This window comes from Phenylobacterium conjunctum, assembly GCF_042679085.1.
Lineage (GTDB): Bacteria > Pseudomonadota > Alphaproteobacteria > Caulobacterales > Caulobacteraceae > Phenylobacterium > Phenylobacterium conjunctum.
Genome location: NZ_JBHTLQ010000005.1, coordinates 96982 through 111580, shown reverse-complemented (window position 1 = coordinate 111580; position 14599 = coordinate 96982). Strand labels below are relative to the sequence as shown.

Sequence of the window (14599 nt, the reverse complement as noted above, 5' to 3'; positions counted from 1 at the left end):
CTCTACTCCAGCCCGGCGATCCGCTTGGCGGCGGTGACGGTGTTCTGCAGCAGGCAGGCCACCGTCATGAGGCCGACCCCGCCTGGCACAGGGGTGATGGCGCCGGCCACCTGCAGGGCGGGCTTGTAGGCCACGTCGCCCACCAGCTTGGTCTTGCCCTCGGCCGCCTTGATCGGGTCGTCGAAGGGCACCCGGTTGATCCCGACATCGATCACAGTGGCGCCCGGCTTGATCCAGTCGGCCTGGATCATCCGCGGCCGGCCCACGGCGGCCACCAGGATATCGGCCTCGCGGCAGACAGCGGGCAGGTCGACGGTGCGCGAGTGGGCGATGGTGACGGTGCAGTCGGCCTGCAGCAGCAGCTGGGCGATGGGTCGGCCGACCAGGATCGAGCGGCCGACGACCACGGCGCGCTTGCCGGCCAGGTTGTCGCCCAGCACGTCGCGCAGCATCACCATCGAACCGACCGGCGTACACGGCACCAGGGCGGGCAGGCCCTGGGACAGGCGCCCGGCGTTGACCACATGCAGGCCGTCGACGTCCTTGTCCGGGCTGATGGTGGTGATCACCGCCTTCTCGTCCAGGCCCTTGGGCAGGGGCAGCTGGACCAGGATGCCGTGAATGGCCGGGTCAGCGTTCAGTTTTTCGACCAGGGCGATCAGCTCGGCCTGGGCCACGTCCGCCGGCAGGCGATGGGTGACCGAATGCATGCCCGCCGCCTTAGACCGTTCCCCCTTGGAACGGACATAGACCTGGCTCGCCGGGTCCTCGCCCACCAGCACGACTGCCAGGCCCGGCGTCAGGCCATGCTCGGCCTTCAGCTTGGCGACCTCGGCGGTCACCTCGTCCTGGATGCGGTCGGACAGCGCCTTGCCGTCGATGATGCGGGCCTGGCTCATGGGATCTCCGGGACCTTGGATGTCGGGAACGTGGCGTCCGACTAACCGTTCAAGCGGCGCCGCGCAATGCGGGGAGCAAGAGACCGATGAGCCGCATCTCCAAGACTTTCACCCGTTTCTCGACCGCTGTCGCCCGCTGGACCGGACGGCCAATGGTCTTCATCACCTGCTGCGCCCTGGTGATCCTGTGGGCGGTGTCCGGTCCTCTTTTCGGCTTCTCGGACACCTGGCAGCTGGTGATCAACACCTCGACCACCATCATCACCTTCCTGATGGTGTTCCTGATCCAGAACACCCAGAACCGCGATTCGAACGCCCTGCACGCCAAGCTCGACGAGCTGATCCGCATCTCCGAGGCGCACAACAGCTTCATCGGCATCGAGAACCTGTCCGACGAGGAACTGGAGGAGATCCTGGCCGAGTGCGACAAGAACTCGACCCGTCTGCGGGAGGAGGCCCGCAAGGAGGTGTCCGCGCGGCAATCCAAACCGGCGGCGCACAAGCCCGCCCGCCGACGCACGGCCACGAAGAGGTCCGCCAAGGCCGCCTGACCGCTCCGCCTAGGTCGAAGCGCGCCGCAACCAGACCGCCAGCGCCCAGGCATGGGCCTCACGGCGCATGGCGGCGATGGCCTGCAGGGGCGGCAGCCAGATCAGCCGGTGGTCCGGCTCGATGTGCAGCGCGGCGTCCTCCCCCAGGATCTCGGCCTCGAAGAAGCTGCCGCGGACATTGAAATCGCGGCCCTGGTCGTTGAGGAAGAACTGGTCCGCCCGCTCGAGCCAGGCGGTCGGGCGCACGATCAGCCCCGCTTCCTCGCCGAACTCCCGCACCAGGGCCTGCTCAGCCGTCTCGCCAGGATCAATCCCGCCGCCCGGCAGGTCGCGCCAGGTCGGTTGGCCCGGCGTCTCAACCTCGACCACCGCGATCAGGCCATCCCGCTGGGCGACGCCGAACGCCGCCGGCCGATCGGGATAGGAAAGCCCTGGCGTCTGCGTCCCGAACTGGGGGACCGCCCGCATCAATCGATCCCGTAGAGATAGGGATAGGCCGGGGTCTTGCCCGACAGGATGTCGGTGAGCGGCACCGGCGTCCAGCCGACCGCCAGGGTGTCGCTGGCCTTCCACGACCAGAGGATCAGGTCGCGCAGCTCCGAGGCGCCGACCGCCAGCCGGGCCTGGGCGAAGGCGACGCCGCGCGGGTCGCCCGGCTTCAGGCCGCCGGCCTTCTCCATCTCGTAGAAGGGGATGGTCTGGGCGGTGGAGGCCGCCAGCCAGGTCCCAACGCAGACCATGAGGTCACCCTCACAGACGGAGGGTTCAGCCATCTTCGGCCGGATCAGGTCGGTCGTCGTCGTGGTCACCACCAGGGCGCCTTCGAAGTCGGCGTGCACCTTGGCCTGGGTGTAGCCATTGGGGTTCGGGAACGGCCCCCAGCCGTTGTAGTGCAGGGTCGTATGCAGGGGCTGAGCGCCGTCGCCCACATAGTGTGACATGTAGCCGATGGTGAGGAGGATCTGGGCCTCACGTCGCGCCCGGTCGGCCTTCATCCAGGCGACCCGCTTGCGGTCTTTCTCGTGAGCTATGGCGTAGGTTTCGGCCCGCCAGTGGGCGAAATCCTTGGCCAGCTGTTGGGCCTGGTCGACGATAGCGTAGGGCAGATAGCCGGCCTTCCAGCTGTCCTGGCCGATGGCCTGCATCAGCTTCTCATACTCCGCCCGGGTGGGCGGCAGCTCACTCACCAGGGGACCGCCGAAAACGCGGGCGTTGTCGTCAAGGTCAATGAAGTGGGCGGCGTCGCGGTTGGTGTCGTGGGTCTTGCCCGAAGACTTCGAACGATCCGGCTCGCGGGAGAACTCGCCGACCGCCTCGACGGCCTGCCGGCTAAGCATGAACCCAGGCATCTCGGCCGGCAGGGCCTGCATGGCCGCCTGGCCGACGATACGATGCCCCATGCCGCCCCAGGCGAAGGCCTGGGCGGGGGCGATGAGGGCGAACACAAGCGCGGCGGCGCGAAGACGGGTCAGCATGGCCGCGATTTGACCTTGCCGCGCCGTCAAGGCAAGCGCCGCATTGCGCGATCTCAGACGATCTTGAGCGCCGCCTCGACCCGGGCCACCCAGGCCTTCACGGCGGGATAGTCGTTGAGGTTGAAACCGCCCTCGTGCGCCACCCGGGTGTAGGCGACCAGGGCGACGTCAGCCAGGCTCGCCCTATCCCCGACCAGGAACGCAGAGGCGCCCAGGCCCTGCTCCAGCCGCGCCAGAGCGCCATGGCCGCGCTCCACCAGCTTCGGATCGAGGTCAGAGGCCGGCTTGCCCAGATAGTGCATCTGGAACCGCGCCACCGCCACATAGGGCTCGTGGCTGTACTGCTCCCAGAACATCCACTCCAACATGCGCGCCCGGTCATAGGCGTCCGCGGGGATCAGGTCGGAGCCTTCGGCCAGATGCAGGATGATGGCGTTGGACTGGGCGAGCGGCCGGCCGTCGCCCAGCACCACCGCCGGAACCTGCCCCGCCGGGTTCAGGGCCAGGAACTCCGGCGTCCGGGTCTCGGCCTTGAGGACGCTGGTCTCGACCCAGTCATAGGTGAGGCCCAGGTGATCGGCGGTCCACTTCACCTTCAGACAGTTGCCGGAAATCGAGTCGCCGTAGATGCGCATATGCGGGCTCCGCAGAAGGGGACGTATCGGGGCCTAATACCCTAGCCGGACCTTGCGGCAACCGAGGGGTTCTGGGGCACCTGTGAGCTTCGCTGTAGGAACACTTCTCGTTACAGGCGAAACGGCCTGGGTTGCCCTGGGCCAAGAGTCCGGTTAGACAGCCCGCCGCTGACAGATCAACGACGAAGGAGGACGCCGTCAATGCGACGCCGCCTCGCCGCCCTGGCCGCTATTCCGCTCCTCGCCTTCGCCGGCGCCGCACAGGCGGACTCTCCCTCCGAAAAGGCCCCGGACCCGATTGGCGACCTGCTGATCACGGCTCTGACCGGCACCCTGCCCTCCGCGCCCGATTTCCGGCTGAAGGCCAGCCTGTATCACGCCGGCGCCCGTGGCGTGGGCGTGTTCGACTCCCTCGGCTGCAAGGTCGTGGCGATGCGCACCGCGGCCATCGACGCCCGGCTGATCCCCAAGCGGACCATCCTGTTCATCAAGGAAACCGTGGGCTTGCCGCTGCCGGACGGCTCCACCCATGACGGCTACTGGTACGCCTCCGACACCGGCGGCGCGATCAAGGGCCAGCGCATCGACCTGTTCACCGGCATGGGCGCCAAGTCGATGCAGAACCTGCGCTCGGTGAACCTCGCCAACCTGACGGTGACCAAGGCCGGCGAATTCAAGGGCTGCCCGCCCGGCTAGAGCCGGGCCGCCCGAACCCTCCCCAGGACGACCTCGCCCGCCGGGTTTCCCGGCGCGAACAGCCATGTCCTGCAGGAGCCCCCATGCAAAAGCCCAACTTCTTCCTGTTCACCGGTGCGCCGGGCGTCGGCAAGACGACCCTGATCGCGGCCCTTCGCGCAGCAGGCGAGCTCTGCGTTGATGAGACCCACCGCGCCGTGATCCGCGAGCACGCCGCCCGGGGCGTCGACATCCGCGCTGACCAAGGCGCCTATCGCGAGCTCTGCGGGCGCATCGACCTCGCCAAGTACGACGCCCATCTGGGCGAGGCGCGCCCGGTGTTCTTTGATCGCGGCCTGCCCGACAGCCTGGCGGGTGACGGGCTGGACCCACCCTGGCTGGCGCAGGCGGCGCGCAGCCGTCGCTACAACACCTGCGTCCTGACGCCCCCGCCCTGGGCCGAGATCTACGTGCAGGACGCCGAGCGCACCCAGGACTTCGATGAGGCGGCGCGGGTGCACGCCCGGATCCGGCGCAACCTGACCCGGCTGGGCTACCGACCCATCGACCTGCCGAAGGGCACAGTGGCGGAACGGGTCGCCTTCGTTCTCGACCTCGCCCTTCGGTGAGGCCTTAGCGCGCGCCTAGCCGGTCGAGGGGACGGCGGATCACGGCCTCGGCCAGGATCGCCCGCGCCTCGGCAGGGTCGGCCTGGCCGGCGCAAGCCGACCAAAGCGCCGACAACAGGCGCGCCAGCACGCCGGCCACCACCACCCCCTGATCCGCCTCAACCCTGAACAGCCGCACCAGGCTGTCCCGGGTCGTGCCGCCGTGCGCGAAGCGGATCACCGCCCCCGCCCGGGCCAGGTCCGGGCGTCGCACCGCCGCCAGGAACAGACCGCGCCGGCTGAGCACCGGGATGGAGGGGCGGTCAGCCCGGGCGTGAAAGAACAGCGCGTCCACAAAGCCGTCCGGCGTCGCCGGCGCCTGTCCGCCCGGCGTGACCCGGGACAGCGCCGAGACCTGGCCGCGAATGGCGCCGGCCACCAGATCCTCGATGGTTCGGAAATGGTGGGTGACCGCCCCGGTGGTCACGCCCGCTCGCATGGCCACGGCCCGGTGGGTCAGGCCGGCGAGCCCCTTTTCGGCCACCACTTCGGCGGCGGCGTCTGCAATGCGCAGCGCCGGGGCCGCCAGGGAGCCCTCAGGCCGCGCCCCGGCCCCCTCCTCAGCAATTCGGCACGCGCCCGTGACCAATCCAGGCGACGCGCCCAGCCACAGGGCGCCGAACTGGCCGCAGAGCTCCCTCAGGGCTGCGGCCTCCAGGACGGGTGACCAACCAGACAGCTGGAACAGGGCTTCACTTTCGAAGGCGGCGTGCAGTAGCCGGCCCTCCACCGCCCCCAGGCCGCAGCGCTCAGCCGTGCGCGCCCAGAAGTCGGCCCACAGCCCGGTCCAACGCGCCCCGACCTCGGTCCCGGCCGCCTCCTGGTACAGCAGCGCCAGATCTCGCGCCTCGCCGGTCCAGGCCAGGATCACCGCTTCAAGGGCCAGCGCCGCACCATCCGGGGTCGCGGGCAGCCTGGCGACCTGCGGCTCGCACCGGGCCAGCCAGGCGGCGGCCTCTTCGCACCCGACCTCCAGGGCGGTGGATAACAACTGTTCTAATCCGCCGAGATTGTAGTTGATGGCGCTGGCGGCGAGCCTGGCCTCCGCGGCCACGGCCCGGGCGGAGACGCCCGGGCGCCCACGATCCGCCAACAGCCGCGCCGCGGCGGTCACCAGCCGCCGGCTGGGATCACTCAACTCTTTTGAAATCAAGACCTAGAATCCACCACCGCCAGCGCAACTGCTCATGCGCACGATATGAAGCCGCACTGTCCATCTTGCCCAGACGTTATGCAAGCCTCGACGGGCGCCGGCGCCACCTTCGTGAATCCGCCACATAACAGTCGTTCTAGCTTCACCGCCCGCCGCTACGCCCCTGCCGACCACGACGCGACGTGGGTGACTTTGCTGGGGGTATCAAGATGCGTGCGGTTCAAGGTTCGAGGGCGCTGCGCGCCTGTCTGCTGGCGGGTACGGCCGCCCTGACCGTGGCGGGCCAGGCCCATGCGGCGGACGCCGCCGCTGATGACGGGGCTGTCGGCCTGGAAGAGGTCGTGGTCACCGCCCAGAAGCGCGAGACCAACCTCCAGGACACGCCCATTGCGATCTCCGCCATGGGCGCTGACCAGATGCAGGCTCGGCACGTCCAGACCATCGAAGACCTGAGCGACGGCGCCATCCCGTCCCTGCGGGTCGCCCCGTTCTTCGCCCGTCACTCGGCCCTGACGCTCGGCATGCGCGGCATCGGCGCCCTGGGCGACGCCAACCAGCCGGCCCGCGATCAGGCGGTCGGGGTGTATGTGGACGGCGTCTATCTCGGGCGCGCCCAGGGCCTGGGCTCGGCGCTCTACGATGTGGAGCGGATCGAGGTGCTCAAGGGACCGCAAGGCACCCTGTTCGGGCGGAACACCGAGGGCGGCGCGCTCAGCATCGTCACCAAGAAGCCCAGCGGCGAGTTCCACATGAACACCACGCTCGGCTACGGCAACTACAACGCCTACAAGGCCGAGACCCATATCGACCTGCCCGAGGTCAACAATATCAGCATCAAGCTGGACGGCCTGGTCACCAAGCGCGACGGCACGATCAAGAACCCGACCACCTCGGGCCAGGAAGACTTCAACAGCTACGACAAGCGCGGCGTCCAGGTGCAGGCCCTGTGGCGGCCGACCGACAGCTTCTCGGCCGACTACGCCTTTGACAACGCCTATGACGGCACCACGCCTTACAATGTGCAGCTGGTGAAGAAGGGCGCCCTGGCCCTGGCGCCCCTGATGCCGCTGCAGACGGATCGCGCCGACACCGCCAACATCGGCGTGCCGCTGCAGCTGAGCGTGGGCAAGACCTGGGGCCATCGCCTGAACCTGGAGTGGGACGCCGCCGATACGGTGACGCTGAAGTCGATCAGCTCCTATCGCAAGCTCGACCAGACCCAGTACGACAATGGCGCCCAGTTCCTGTCCGTCTATGCGCCGGGCGCAGCCTTCTCCCGCTACAGCATGGCGAAGGTCTACCAGGAGCAATACAGCCAGGAATTCCAGGTCATCGGCCACACCGACCAACTGGAATACGTCTTCGGCGCCCTCTACTTCCACGAAAAGGTCCGGGATAACGCCCAGACCCCGAACACCATGCAGTGGAACGCGACCGGGACCGGCTACACCACCCTGTCGATCGACCTGAACACCGTGCCCTTTGACCGGGCGAGCCACGTGGTGACCGACAGCTACGGCGTGTTCGGCCAGGTGGTCTGGACCCCGGCGGGCCTGCAGGACCTGCACCTGACCCTGGGCGGACGCCTGACCAAGGACCAGAAGAAGGGCTCCCTCGACACCGTCAACGGCGCCCTGCCCTCCTACGTCAACGCCAGCAAGCAGGTCATTGTCGGCCGCGTGCCCCTGGACGAATCCTGGAGCCGCTTCGACCCATTGGTCACGGTCGCCTACGACGTCACGCCGGACGTGAACCTCTATGGCCGCTGGAGCACCGGGTACAAGTCGGGCGGGGCCAACTCCCGCTCCCTCACCTATCGCGCCTTCGATCCCGAGACCGTCTCCATGTACGAACTGGGCGCCAAGACCCAGTTCTGGGAGAACCGCGCCCGCCTGAACCTCGCGGCCTACTACGGTGAGATCAAGGACGCCCAGGTCGACTTCAGCGTCATCATCCTGAACAACAACCGCGGCACGCTGGAAACCACCAACGCCGCCACCGGCAAGACCAAGGGTGTTGAGCTCGACTTCACGGTCACCCCGGCGGAGGGTCTGACACTTAGCGCCAACTACGCCTACACCAAGGTCGAGCTGTCGAAGGCGTTCAACCCCTTCACCAACACCCAGGCGGTGATCTATCCGCTCTACACGCCTAAGAACGCCGGCGGGGTCAGCATCGACTATGAGCGCCCCGCGCTCGGCGCGACCTTCAAGGCCCACCTGGACGCCAACTACGCCGACGGTCAGTACACCGGCACCACCGACCCGACGCTCAGCGACAGCTCGTTCCTGGTGAACGCCCGCCTGTCTCTGACCGACATCCAGATCAGCGACACCGGCGCCAAGCTGCAGCTGTCCCTGTGGTCGCGCAACCTGCTCGACGAGGCCCACATGTTCCTGAAGAACACCAACGCTGCGCTCGGGACCTACGCCATCTTCAACGACCCGCGCACCTTCGGCGCGGAAATGAACATCAAGTTCTGATCGGAGCCGGGCCCATGGATCGTCGTTCCTTCCTGCTGACCGCCGCGGCCCTGGCCGCCGCCCCTCAAGCCCTGGCCGCCCGACCCGTCCTGGAGGCCAAGGCTGTGCGCCTGTCGCCCAAGGCGGTGCGGCTCACCTGGAATGGCAAGTCCACGCCGGCCTCGGTCTTCGTGTCTTCCGACCCGGACGCGCCTCGCCTGTTCATGCGGGAGATGCGGTCCGGCGTCACCAGCGGCGCCGCCGAGCTGTCCCTCCAGGCGGCGCCGCGACCCTATTTCCTGGTCGCCGACAAGGCGGGCGGGCAGACCCGCGTGGCGGAGCGCATCCTGCCCCTGCAGGGCGGGCGCAACTTCCGCGACCTGGGCGGATACCGCGCCGCCGACGGCCGTCAGGTGCGTTGGGGCCGCATCTATCGCTCCGGCGTGATGAGCGGCCTGACCCCGGCCGACATGACCTACCTCTCAGGCCTGGGCGTGGCGGTGATCTGCGACCTGCGCAGCGTCCAGGAGCGCACCGCCGAGCCGACGCCCTTCCTCAAGACCGAGGAAACCCGCGTGGCGGCGCACGACTACGAGATGGGCGCCTCGCTGAACGCCATGTACCGGGCCACCACCCGGGCCGAGGCGGTGCAGGCCTTCGCCGACGGCTATGTCCAGTTCATCGACATGCTGACGCCCCAGTACACCGAGATGTTCGACCACCTGGTGCGCCGGGAAACCCCGCTGGCCATGAACTGCAGCGCCGGCAAGGACCGCACCGGCATGGCGGCCGCCCTGGTGCTGTCGGTGCTGGGGGTGCCGCGCCAGACGGTCGTGGCCGACTACGCCCTGACCCAGACCTATACGCCGCCGTCCATGTACACCCAGCAGGTCAGCAAGGGGGCGCCGATGAGCGGCGTCTCCACCGCGCAGGCCCAGGCCTTTGCGCGCATGCCGCCGGAAGTGTTGAACGTGCTGATGGGCTCGGACCCGGACGTGATGCGGATCGCGCTGAAGGCCGTCGACGACAAGTTCGGCGGGCCGGTGGCGCTGGCCAAGGCCCGGTTTGGCCTGACCGACGCCAAGGTCGCCCGCCTGCGCGAGACCTATCTGATCTGATCAGGTCTCAACGAAAGCGCGTTCCAGCACGTAGTCGCCGGGCTGGGACACCGAGCCCTCGACATAGCCGAGCGCTTCGAGCTGGATCTTCAGGTCCTTCAGCACCGAGGGGCCGCCGCAGAGCATGAAGCGGTCTTCCGCCGGATCGAGCTTGGGCAGGCCCAGGTCGCTGAAGATCTGGCCCGACGCGATCAGGTCAGTGATGCGGCCTTGCGTTTTGAACGGGTCGCGGGTGACGGTCGGATAGTATAGCAGCTTGTCGCCGATCAACTCGCTCAGGACCTCGTCGGTCTTCAGCTCTTCCTCGAACAGCTCGCGATAGTTCAGGTCGCTGACGTGGCGCACGGTGTGGGTGACGATCACCTTCTCGAAGCGCTCATAGACCTCGGGCTCGCGGGCCAGGCTGAGCCAGGGCGCGAGGCCCGTGCCGGTGCCCAGCATGTAGAGCCGCTTGCCGGGCTTCAGGCCGTCCAGCACCAGGGTGCCGGTGGGCTTGCGGCCGATCAGGACCTGATCACCGACCTTCAGGTGCTGCAGACGCGAGGTCAGCGGGCCGTCCTGGACCTTGATCGAGTAAAACTCGAGCTCGTCGTGCCAGGCGGGCGAGGCGATGGAATAGGCGCGCAGCAGCGGCTTGCCGTCGACCTCCAGGCCGACCATCACGAACTGGCCGCTCTGGAACCGCAGGCCCGGATCGCGGGTGCAGCGGAACGAGAATAGCTCGTCGGTCCAGTGCTGAACCCAGGTCACGGTCTCATAGTAGAAGGCGCCGGCCTTCTTGGCCGGGGCGGCGGTCACGTCGGTCATGTGAATCCGTTTCGAACTGGCGGTCCGCGTCAGATATCGCCGCCGACATTGCTGACGGCGCCGGGCGCGCGGGCGGTATGTATGCCGCATTCCGTCTTTTCGGAACCCGCCCAGCGACCGGCGCGGACATCTTGTCCCTCTTCCACCGGCTTGGTGCAGGGCCAGCAGCCGATGGACGGGAAGCCCTGGGCCACCAGCGGATGGGCCGGAAGATCGTGCGCGGCCATGTAGGCGTCGAGCTCTTCCTTGCCCCAGTTGGCCAGGGGATTGAACTTCACCTTGCCCTCGGCCTGTTCCACCACCGGCAGGGACATGCGGTCGCCGCCGTGGAAGCGCTTGCGGCCGGTGAGCCAGGCGTCGAAGCCCTCAATGGCGCGGTCCAGCGGCAGGACCTTGCGCACATGGCAGCAGGCGTCGGTGTCGGTCTTCCAGAGCTTGGCCTCAGGGTCCGCCGTCGCCAGGTCCTGGAACGCCGGGCGCAGGTCACGGACATCGGTCAGGCCGAGCTTGGCCGCCAGGTTGCGGCGATAGTCCAAGGTCTGGCCGAACAGCATGCCGGTGTCGAGGAACAGCACCGGAATATCCGGCTTCAACTGGGCCGCCAGGTGCAGGAGCACCGCCGACTCCGCCCCGAAAGACGAGACCAGGGCGAGCCGGTCGCCGAAGGTCTCGATGGCGCTTTCCAGCACCGTGACCGGGTGGGCGTGTCGCAATTCCGCATCAAGGCGGAGCGCGAGATCGGGACGGTCCAGTTGATCGAAGGCCATGGGACTACTCTCCCCGCAGGGCGTAGGCCGGCGTGCGAGCGTCGGCGGCGCGTTGATAGACATGACGGTGACGGGTGGCGACGTGGGCCCACTGGGCCGGCTGCGACCCGTCGGCGGGCTCGAAGGCGTCGAACCCGCAGCGGACCATGTGGCCGCCCAGTTCGACCAGGACATCGCCCACGGCGCGGACCTCGCCCGTGTAGGCGAAGCGCTCCCGCAGCAGGCGGGCCGAGGAGAAGGCCCGGCCATCGCCGAACTTCGGGAAGGCCAGGGCCACCACCGCGATCCGCGGCAGGTCATAGGCCAGGGCCTCGATCTCCTGATCCGGCTCGATCCGGACCCCGACCTTGCGGCCTTCCGACAGCAGGCGGTCGCCCTCGGCCTGGAAGCGGGCCAGCGAGATGATCACGTCGCTGCGCGGCAGGTCCGCGTCATCGGGAACCCAAGTGAAGGCGTCGTCGACGACGGAGAAGGCCCCTTCGGTCAGCTTAACGAGCGTCGGCATAGATGGCCTCCTTGAACGGGGCGTCGCCGGTGCGGCGATAGGTGTCGAGGAAGCGCTCGCCCTCCTGGCGTTCGCGCAGATAGACGTCCACCAGGGCGTCGATGGCGTCGGTCACCTTGTCCGACGGCAGGGCCGGACCGATGATCTTGCCCACCGAGGCGTCCTCGGCGCCGGAGCCGCCCAGGGTCAGCTGGTAGAACTCCTCGCCCTTCTTATCGACGCCCAGGATGCCCACGTGGCCCACATGGTGGTGACCGCAGGCGTTGATGCAGCCGCTGATCTTGATCTTCAGCTCGCCCACCAGCTCCGCCCGCTCCTGGTCCTCGAAGCGCTTGGCGATGTCCTGGGCGATGTTGATCGCCCGCGCATTGGCCAGGGCGCAGTAGTCCAGGCCCGGGCAGGCGATGATGTCGCTGATCAGGTTGATGTTCGGGGTCGACAGGCCGGCGGCCTGCAGCCCGGCGAACACCGCCGGCGCATCGTCCAGCTTCACGTGCGGCAGGACCAGGTTCTGCTCATGCGTCACCCGGATATCGCCCTGGCCGAAGCGCTCGGCGAGGTCGGCCACGGCCTCCATCTGCTCTGAGGTGGCGTCGCCGGGCGTATCGCCGATCCCCTTCAGCGAGATCTCGACGATGGAATAGCCGGCCCGCTTGTGGGGCTTCAGGTTGTTGCGCGCGAACCGGGCGAAGGCCGGGTCAGCGGCCTTCGCCTGCTCGAACACTTCCGAGCGGTTGACCAGGGTGTCGAAGCTGCGAGGGGCGAACGCGCCGCGGATGCGGGCGATCTCGGTGTCCGGCAGGTCGCCGGCGACGCCGATCTTCTCCCATTCGGCCTCGACCTGGCGGGCGAACTCTTCGGACCCCAGCGACGAGACCAGGATCTTGATCCGGGCCTTGTACTTGTTGTCCCGGCGGCCGTGGCGATTGTACACGCGCAGGATCGCGTCCAGGTACGAGAACAGCCGGTTGGCCGGTAGGAACTCGCGAATGGTCGGCCCCACGTGCGGGGTGCGGCCCATGCCGCCGCCGACGATCACCTCAAAGCCCAGCTGGCCGTCACGGGCGCGGCGCACCACCAGGCCGATGTCGTGGACGCGGGCCGCCGTGCGGTCCTTGGGCGAGGCCGTCACCGCGAACTTGAACTTGCGCGGCAGGAACGAGAATTCCGGGTGCAGCATCGACCACTGGCGGATGGCCTCGGACCAGACGCGGGGGTCGTCCAGTTCCTCGGCGGTGGCGCCGGCATAGGGGTCCGAGGTCACGTTGCGGATGCAGTTGCCGCTGGTCTGGATGGCGTGCAGGTCGACGCTGGCCAGCTCGTCCAGGATGGCCGGCGTATCCTTCAGCTTGATCCAGTGGAACTGCAGGTTCGTCCGGGTCGTGAAGTGGCCGTAGCCCTTGTCGTACTTGCGGCCGATCTCGGCCAGCTTGCGCATCTGGGTGGGGTTCAGCGAGCCATAGGGGATGGCGACCCGCAGCATGTAGGCGTGCAGCTGCAGGTACAGGCCGTTCATCAGGCGCAGGGGCTTGAACTGGTCCTCGGTGATCTCGCCCTTCAGGCGGCGATCCACCTGGGTGCGGAATTCCTGGGCCCGGTCGGCCAGGAATTCCCGGTCGATGCTGTCGTACTGGTACATGCGCGTCCCCCTACTTGCGCTTGATCAGGTCAACGCGGCCCGTGGAGCGCGCAGCCCCATGGGCGTGCCGCAGGGCGTCGATCACCGCCCCGCCCTCGGCCTGCTTGCCGTGGGCCGGATGGTTAGTCGGCCCCAGCGCGCGGATGCGCTCGCGATAGGACAGCGGGGCCCACAGACCCTCGCTCTCGATCAGGTCGATCAGATAGGGCTCGACCACGACGGTCGGCTGGGCCTTGGCGTGGCCCTCGGCGGCCTCAGCGGCGGCCTGGGCGTCGGCGCCGAACAGCTCGGCGTCAGCGAAGCGCTCGACCCACTGGCCGGCCTTCCAGAACACGACCTCGCCGTCGGATAGTCTATTGGCGGTCAAGGCTCTCATTTCGACACTCGCTCGTCCCCGTAAGCCCGGGGCTCCTCGTTGATTGCAAACTTGCTGAGGCCTTCGCCGGCCTGGGCCAAGGCCATAGCCTCGCCCACGATCAGCAGGGCGGGCCCGCGCACGGCCTGGGCCATCTCGGCCAGGCCGCCTAGCGTGGTGGTCAGGCGGCGCTCGTCGGCGCGGCTGGCGTTCTCGACGATCAGGGCCGGCGTCGCGGCCGATCGGCCGGCGCCCATCAGGCGCGCCGCGATCCCCGCCGCTGTGGAGACGCCCATATAGATCACCACCGTGTGGTTGGGCCTGGCCAGCGCCGCCCAGTCCAGGTCCGGATCGGCGCCCGCCGCCGCATGGCCGGTGACGAAGGTCACGGCCTGGGCCAGGCCCCGATGGGTGAGCGGCGCGCCGGCGTCAGCCGAGGCCGCCAGGGCCGCGGTCACGCCGGGCACCACGTGGCATTCGACGCCCGCCTCGCGGCAGGCCTCCAGCTCCTCGCCGCCCCGGCCGAAGATGAAGGGGTCGCCGCCCTTCAGCCGCACGACGCGCAGGCCTTCCTGGGCGAAGGCCACCAGCATCCGGTTGATCTCGTCCTGCGGATAGGCGTGGCGCGACTTGCGCTTGGCGACGCTGATGCGGCGAGCCTGGGCCGGCGCCAGGTCGAGGATTTCATCTGAGACCAGGCCGTCGTGGACCACGACCTCGGCGCCTTGCAGGGCCTTCAGGGCCTTGAGGGTCAGAAGTTCCGGGTCGCCGGGTCCGGCGCCCACCAGCCACACTGCGCCAGCGCGGCCGCTCGCCTGGCCGCTCAGCACCACCAGCCCGGTGGCGCGATCTGTCGTGCGGCGAGAGGTCATAGGCTTTAGCTTCTCTAA

General features: G+C 68.5%; 16 protein-coding genes. 5 read left to right on the top strand and 11 right to left on the bottom strand.

Going from position 1 to position 14599, the window contains the following annotated elements; translation table 11 throughout:
* Window positions 1-2: 2 nt before the first annotated feature.
* The gene (folD, locus tag ACFQ27_RS03455) at window positions 3-899 is read right to left on the bottom strand and encodes a bifunctional methylenetetrahydrofolate dehydrogenase/methenyltetrahydrofolate cyclohydrolase FolD (protein ID WP_374346292.1); all 897 of its coding nucleotides are present in this window, start codon (window positions 897-899) and stop codon (window positions 3-5) included.
* Window positions 900-985: 86 nt separating this feature from the next.
* On the opposite strand from folD, the gene ACFQ27_RS03450 reads away from it, so the two are divergent.
* Window positions 986-1450: a low affinity iron permease family protein gene (locus ACFQ27_RS03450; protein WP_377352508.1), complete on the top strand. Its 465-nt coding sequence runs from the start codon at window positions 986-988 to the stop codon at window positions 1448-1450.
* Between the two features lie 9 nt (window positions 1451-1459).
* Here ACFQ27_RS03450 and ACFQ27_RS03445 read toward each other — a convergent pair whose 3' ends face one another.
* From ACFQ27_RS03445 to ACFQ27_RS03435, 3 genes are read right to left on the bottom strand one after another with little or no spacing between them, the layout of a single operon-like run.
* On the bottom strand, window positions 1460-1918 hold the full coding sequence (locus ACFQ27_RS03445; protein WP_377352506.1) for an NUDIX domain-containing protein: 459 nt from the start codon (window positions 1916-1918) through the stop codon (window positions 1460-1462).
* Window positions 1918-2925 (bottom strand): S1/P1 Nuclease, encoded by a 1008-nt coding sequence (locus ACFQ27_RS03440; RefSeq protein WP_377352505.1) that lies wholly within the window; start codon window positions 2923-2925, stop codon window positions 1918-1920. Before ACFQ27_RS03440 ends, ACFQ27_RS03445 begins: the two co-directional genes overlap by 1 nt.
* Before the next feature lie 53 nt (window positions 2926-2978).
* On the bottom strand, window positions 2979-3560 hold the full coding sequence (locus ACFQ27_RS03435; RefSeq protein ID WP_377352504.1) for a glutathione S-transferase family protein: 582 nt from the start codon (window positions 3558-3560) through the stop codon (window positions 2979-2981).
* Window positions 3561-3761: 201 nt separating this feature from the next.
* Here ACFQ27_RS03435 and ACFQ27_RS03430 point away from each other — a divergent pair, with 201 nt between their 5' ends.
* Together ACFQ27_RS03430 and ACFQ27_RS03425 are read left to right on the top strand one after the other, a co-directional pair.
* A complete protein-coding gene (locus tag ACFQ27_RS03430; RefSeq protein ID WP_377352502.1) occupies window positions 3762-4256 on the top strand; it encodes a 3D domain-containing protein in 495 nt (164 codons plus the stop codon).
* A gap of 83 nt (window positions 4257-4339) precedes the next feature.
* Window positions 4340-4864 (top strand): AAA family ATPase, encoded by a 525-nt coding sequence (locus ACFQ27_RS03425; protein WP_377352501.1) that lies wholly within the window; start codon window positions 4340-4342, stop codon window positions 4862-4864.
* 4 nt (window positions 4865-4868) lie between these two features.
* On the opposite strand, the gene ACFQ27_RS03420 is transcribed toward ACFQ27_RS03425, so the two are convergent.
* On the bottom strand, window positions 4869-6041 hold the full coding sequence (locus ACFQ27_RS03420) for a TetR family transcriptional regulator (protein ID WP_377352499.1): 1173 nt from the start codon (window positions 6039-6041) through the stop codon (window positions 4869-4871).
* Window positions 6042-6265: 224 nt separating this feature from the next.
* Between ACFQ27_RS03420 and ACFQ27_RS03415 the strand changes: the two genes are divergently transcribed.
* Together ACFQ27_RS03415 and ACFQ27_RS03410 are read left to right on the top strand one after the other, a co-directional pair.
* On the top strand, window positions 6266-8539 hold the full coding sequence (locus tag ACFQ27_RS03415; RefSeq protein WP_377352497.1) for a TonB-dependent receptor: 2274 nt from the start codon (window positions 6266-6268) through the stop codon (window positions 8537-8539).
* Between the two features lie 14 nt (window positions 8540-8553).
* A complete protein-coding gene (locus ACFQ27_RS03410) occupies window positions 8554-9636 on the top strand; it encodes a tyrosine-protein phosphatase (RefSeq protein ID WP_377352495.1) in 1083 nt (360 codons plus the stop codon).
* On the opposite strand, the gene ACFQ27_RS03405 is transcribed toward ACFQ27_RS03410, so the two are convergent.
* Genes ACFQ27_RS03405 through cobA form a run of 6 tightly spaced genes read right to left on the bottom strand, consistent with a single transcriptional unit; the run spans window position 9637 to window position 14581 of the window.
* A complete protein-coding gene (locus ACFQ27_RS03405; RefSeq protein WP_377352493.1) occupies window positions 9637-10443 on the bottom strand; it encodes a ferredoxin--NADP reductase in 807 nt (268 codons plus the stop codon). It abuts the gene before it with no gap.
* Window positions 10444-10472: 29 nt separating this feature from the next.
* Window positions 10473-11210, bottom strand: coding sequence for a phosphoadenylyl-sulfate reductase (locus tag ACFQ27_RS03400; protein ID WP_377352492.1), 738 nt, complete (start codon window positions 11208-11210; stop codon window positions 10473-10475).
* A 4-nt stretch (window positions 11211-11214) separates the two neighbouring features.
* On the bottom strand, window positions 11215-11715 hold the full coding sequence (locus tag ACFQ27_RS03395) for a DUF934 domain-containing protein (protein ID WP_377352490.1): 501 nt from the start codon (window positions 11713-11715) through the stop codon (window positions 11215-11217).
* Window positions 11699-13354 (bottom strand): nitrite/sulfite reductase, encoded by a 1656-nt coding sequence (locus ACFQ27_RS03390; RefSeq protein ID WP_377352489.1) that lies wholly within the window; start codon window positions 13352-13354, stop codon window positions 11699-11701. Before ACFQ27_RS03390 ends, ACFQ27_RS03395 begins: the two co-directional genes overlap by 17 nt.
* A 10-nt stretch (window positions 13355-13364) precedes the next feature.
* Window positions 13365-13730 (bottom strand): DUF2849 domain-containing protein, encoded by a 366-nt coding sequence (locus ACFQ27_RS03385; RefSeq protein ID WP_374346307.1) that lies wholly within the window; start codon window positions 13728-13730, stop codon window positions 13365-13367.
* Window positions 13727-14581, bottom strand: a complete 855-nt coding sequence (gene cobA, locus ACFQ27_RS03380; RefSeq protein ID WP_377352487.1) for a uroporphyrinogen-III C-methyltransferase — start codon at window positions 14579-14581, stop codon at window positions 13727-13729. Before cobA ends, ACFQ27_RS03385 begins: the two co-directional genes overlap by 4 nt.
* Between the last annotated feature and the right edge of the window lie 18 nt (window positions 14582-14599).

Bases quoted from the DNA above. Each gene is read 5' to 3' on its own strand.
- ACFQ27_RS03410 (WP_377352495.1), top strand. From the start codon at position 8,554: ATGGATCGTCGTTCCTTCCTGCTGACCGCCGCGGCCCTGGCCGCCGCC.
- ACFQ27_RS03405 (WP_377352493.1), bottom strand. From the start codon at position 10,443: ATGACCGACGTGACCGCCGCCCCGGCCAAGAAGGCCGGCGCCTTCTAC.
- ACFQ27_RS03430 (WP_377352502.1), top strand. From the start codon at position 3,762: ATGCGACGCCGCCTCGCCGCCCTGGCCGCTATTCCGCTCCTCGCCTTC.
- ACFQ27_RS03435 (WP_377352504.1), bottom strand. From the start codon at position 3,560: ATGCGCATCTACGGCGACTCGATTTCCGGCAACTGTCTGAAGGTGAAG.
- ACFQ27_RS03440 (WP_377352505.1), bottom strand. From the start codon at position 2,925: ATGCTGACCCGTCTTCGCGCCGCCGCGCTTGTGTTCGCCCTCATCGCC.
- folD (WP_374346292.1), bottom strand. From the start codon at position 899: ATGAGCCAGGCCCGCATCATCGACGGCAAGGCGCTGTCCGACCGCATC.
- ACFQ27_RS03450 (WP_377352508.1), top strand. From the start codon at position 986: ATGAGCCGCATCTCCAAGACTTTCACCCGTTTCTCGACCGCTGTCGCC.
- ACFQ27_RS03400 (WP_377352492.1), bottom strand. From the start codon at position 11,210: ATGGCCTTCGATCAACTGGACCGTCCCGATCTCGCGCTCCGCCTTGAT.
- ACFQ27_RS03415 (WP_377352497.1), top strand. From the start codon at position 6,266: ATGCGTGCGGTTCAAGGTTCGAGGGCGCTGCGCGCCTGTCTGCTGGCG.
- ACFQ27_RS03395 (WP_377352490.1), bottom strand. From the start codon at position 11,715: ATGCCGACGCTCGTTAAGCTGACCGAAGGGGCCTTCTCCGTCGTCGAC.
- ACFQ27_RS03425 (WP_377352501.1), top strand. From the start codon at position 4,340: ATGCAAAAGCCCAACTTCTTCCTGTTCACCGGTGCGCCGGGCGTCGGC.
- cobA (WP_377352487.1), bottom strand. From the start codon at position 14,581: ATGACCTCTCGCCGCACGACAGATCGCGCCACCGGGCTGGTGGTGCTG.
- ACFQ27_RS03445 (WP_377352506.1), bottom strand. From the start codon at position 1,918: ATGCGGGCGGTCCCCCAGTTCGGGACGCAGACGCCAGGGCTTTCCTAT.
- ACFQ27_RS03390 (WP_377352489.1), bottom strand. From the start codon at position 13,354: ATGTACCAGTACGACAGCATCGACCGGGAATTCCTGGCCGACCGGGCC.
- ACFQ27_RS03385 (WP_374346307.1), bottom strand. From the start codon at position 13,730: ATGAGAGCCTTGACCGCCAATAGACTATCCGACGGCGAGGTCGTGTTC.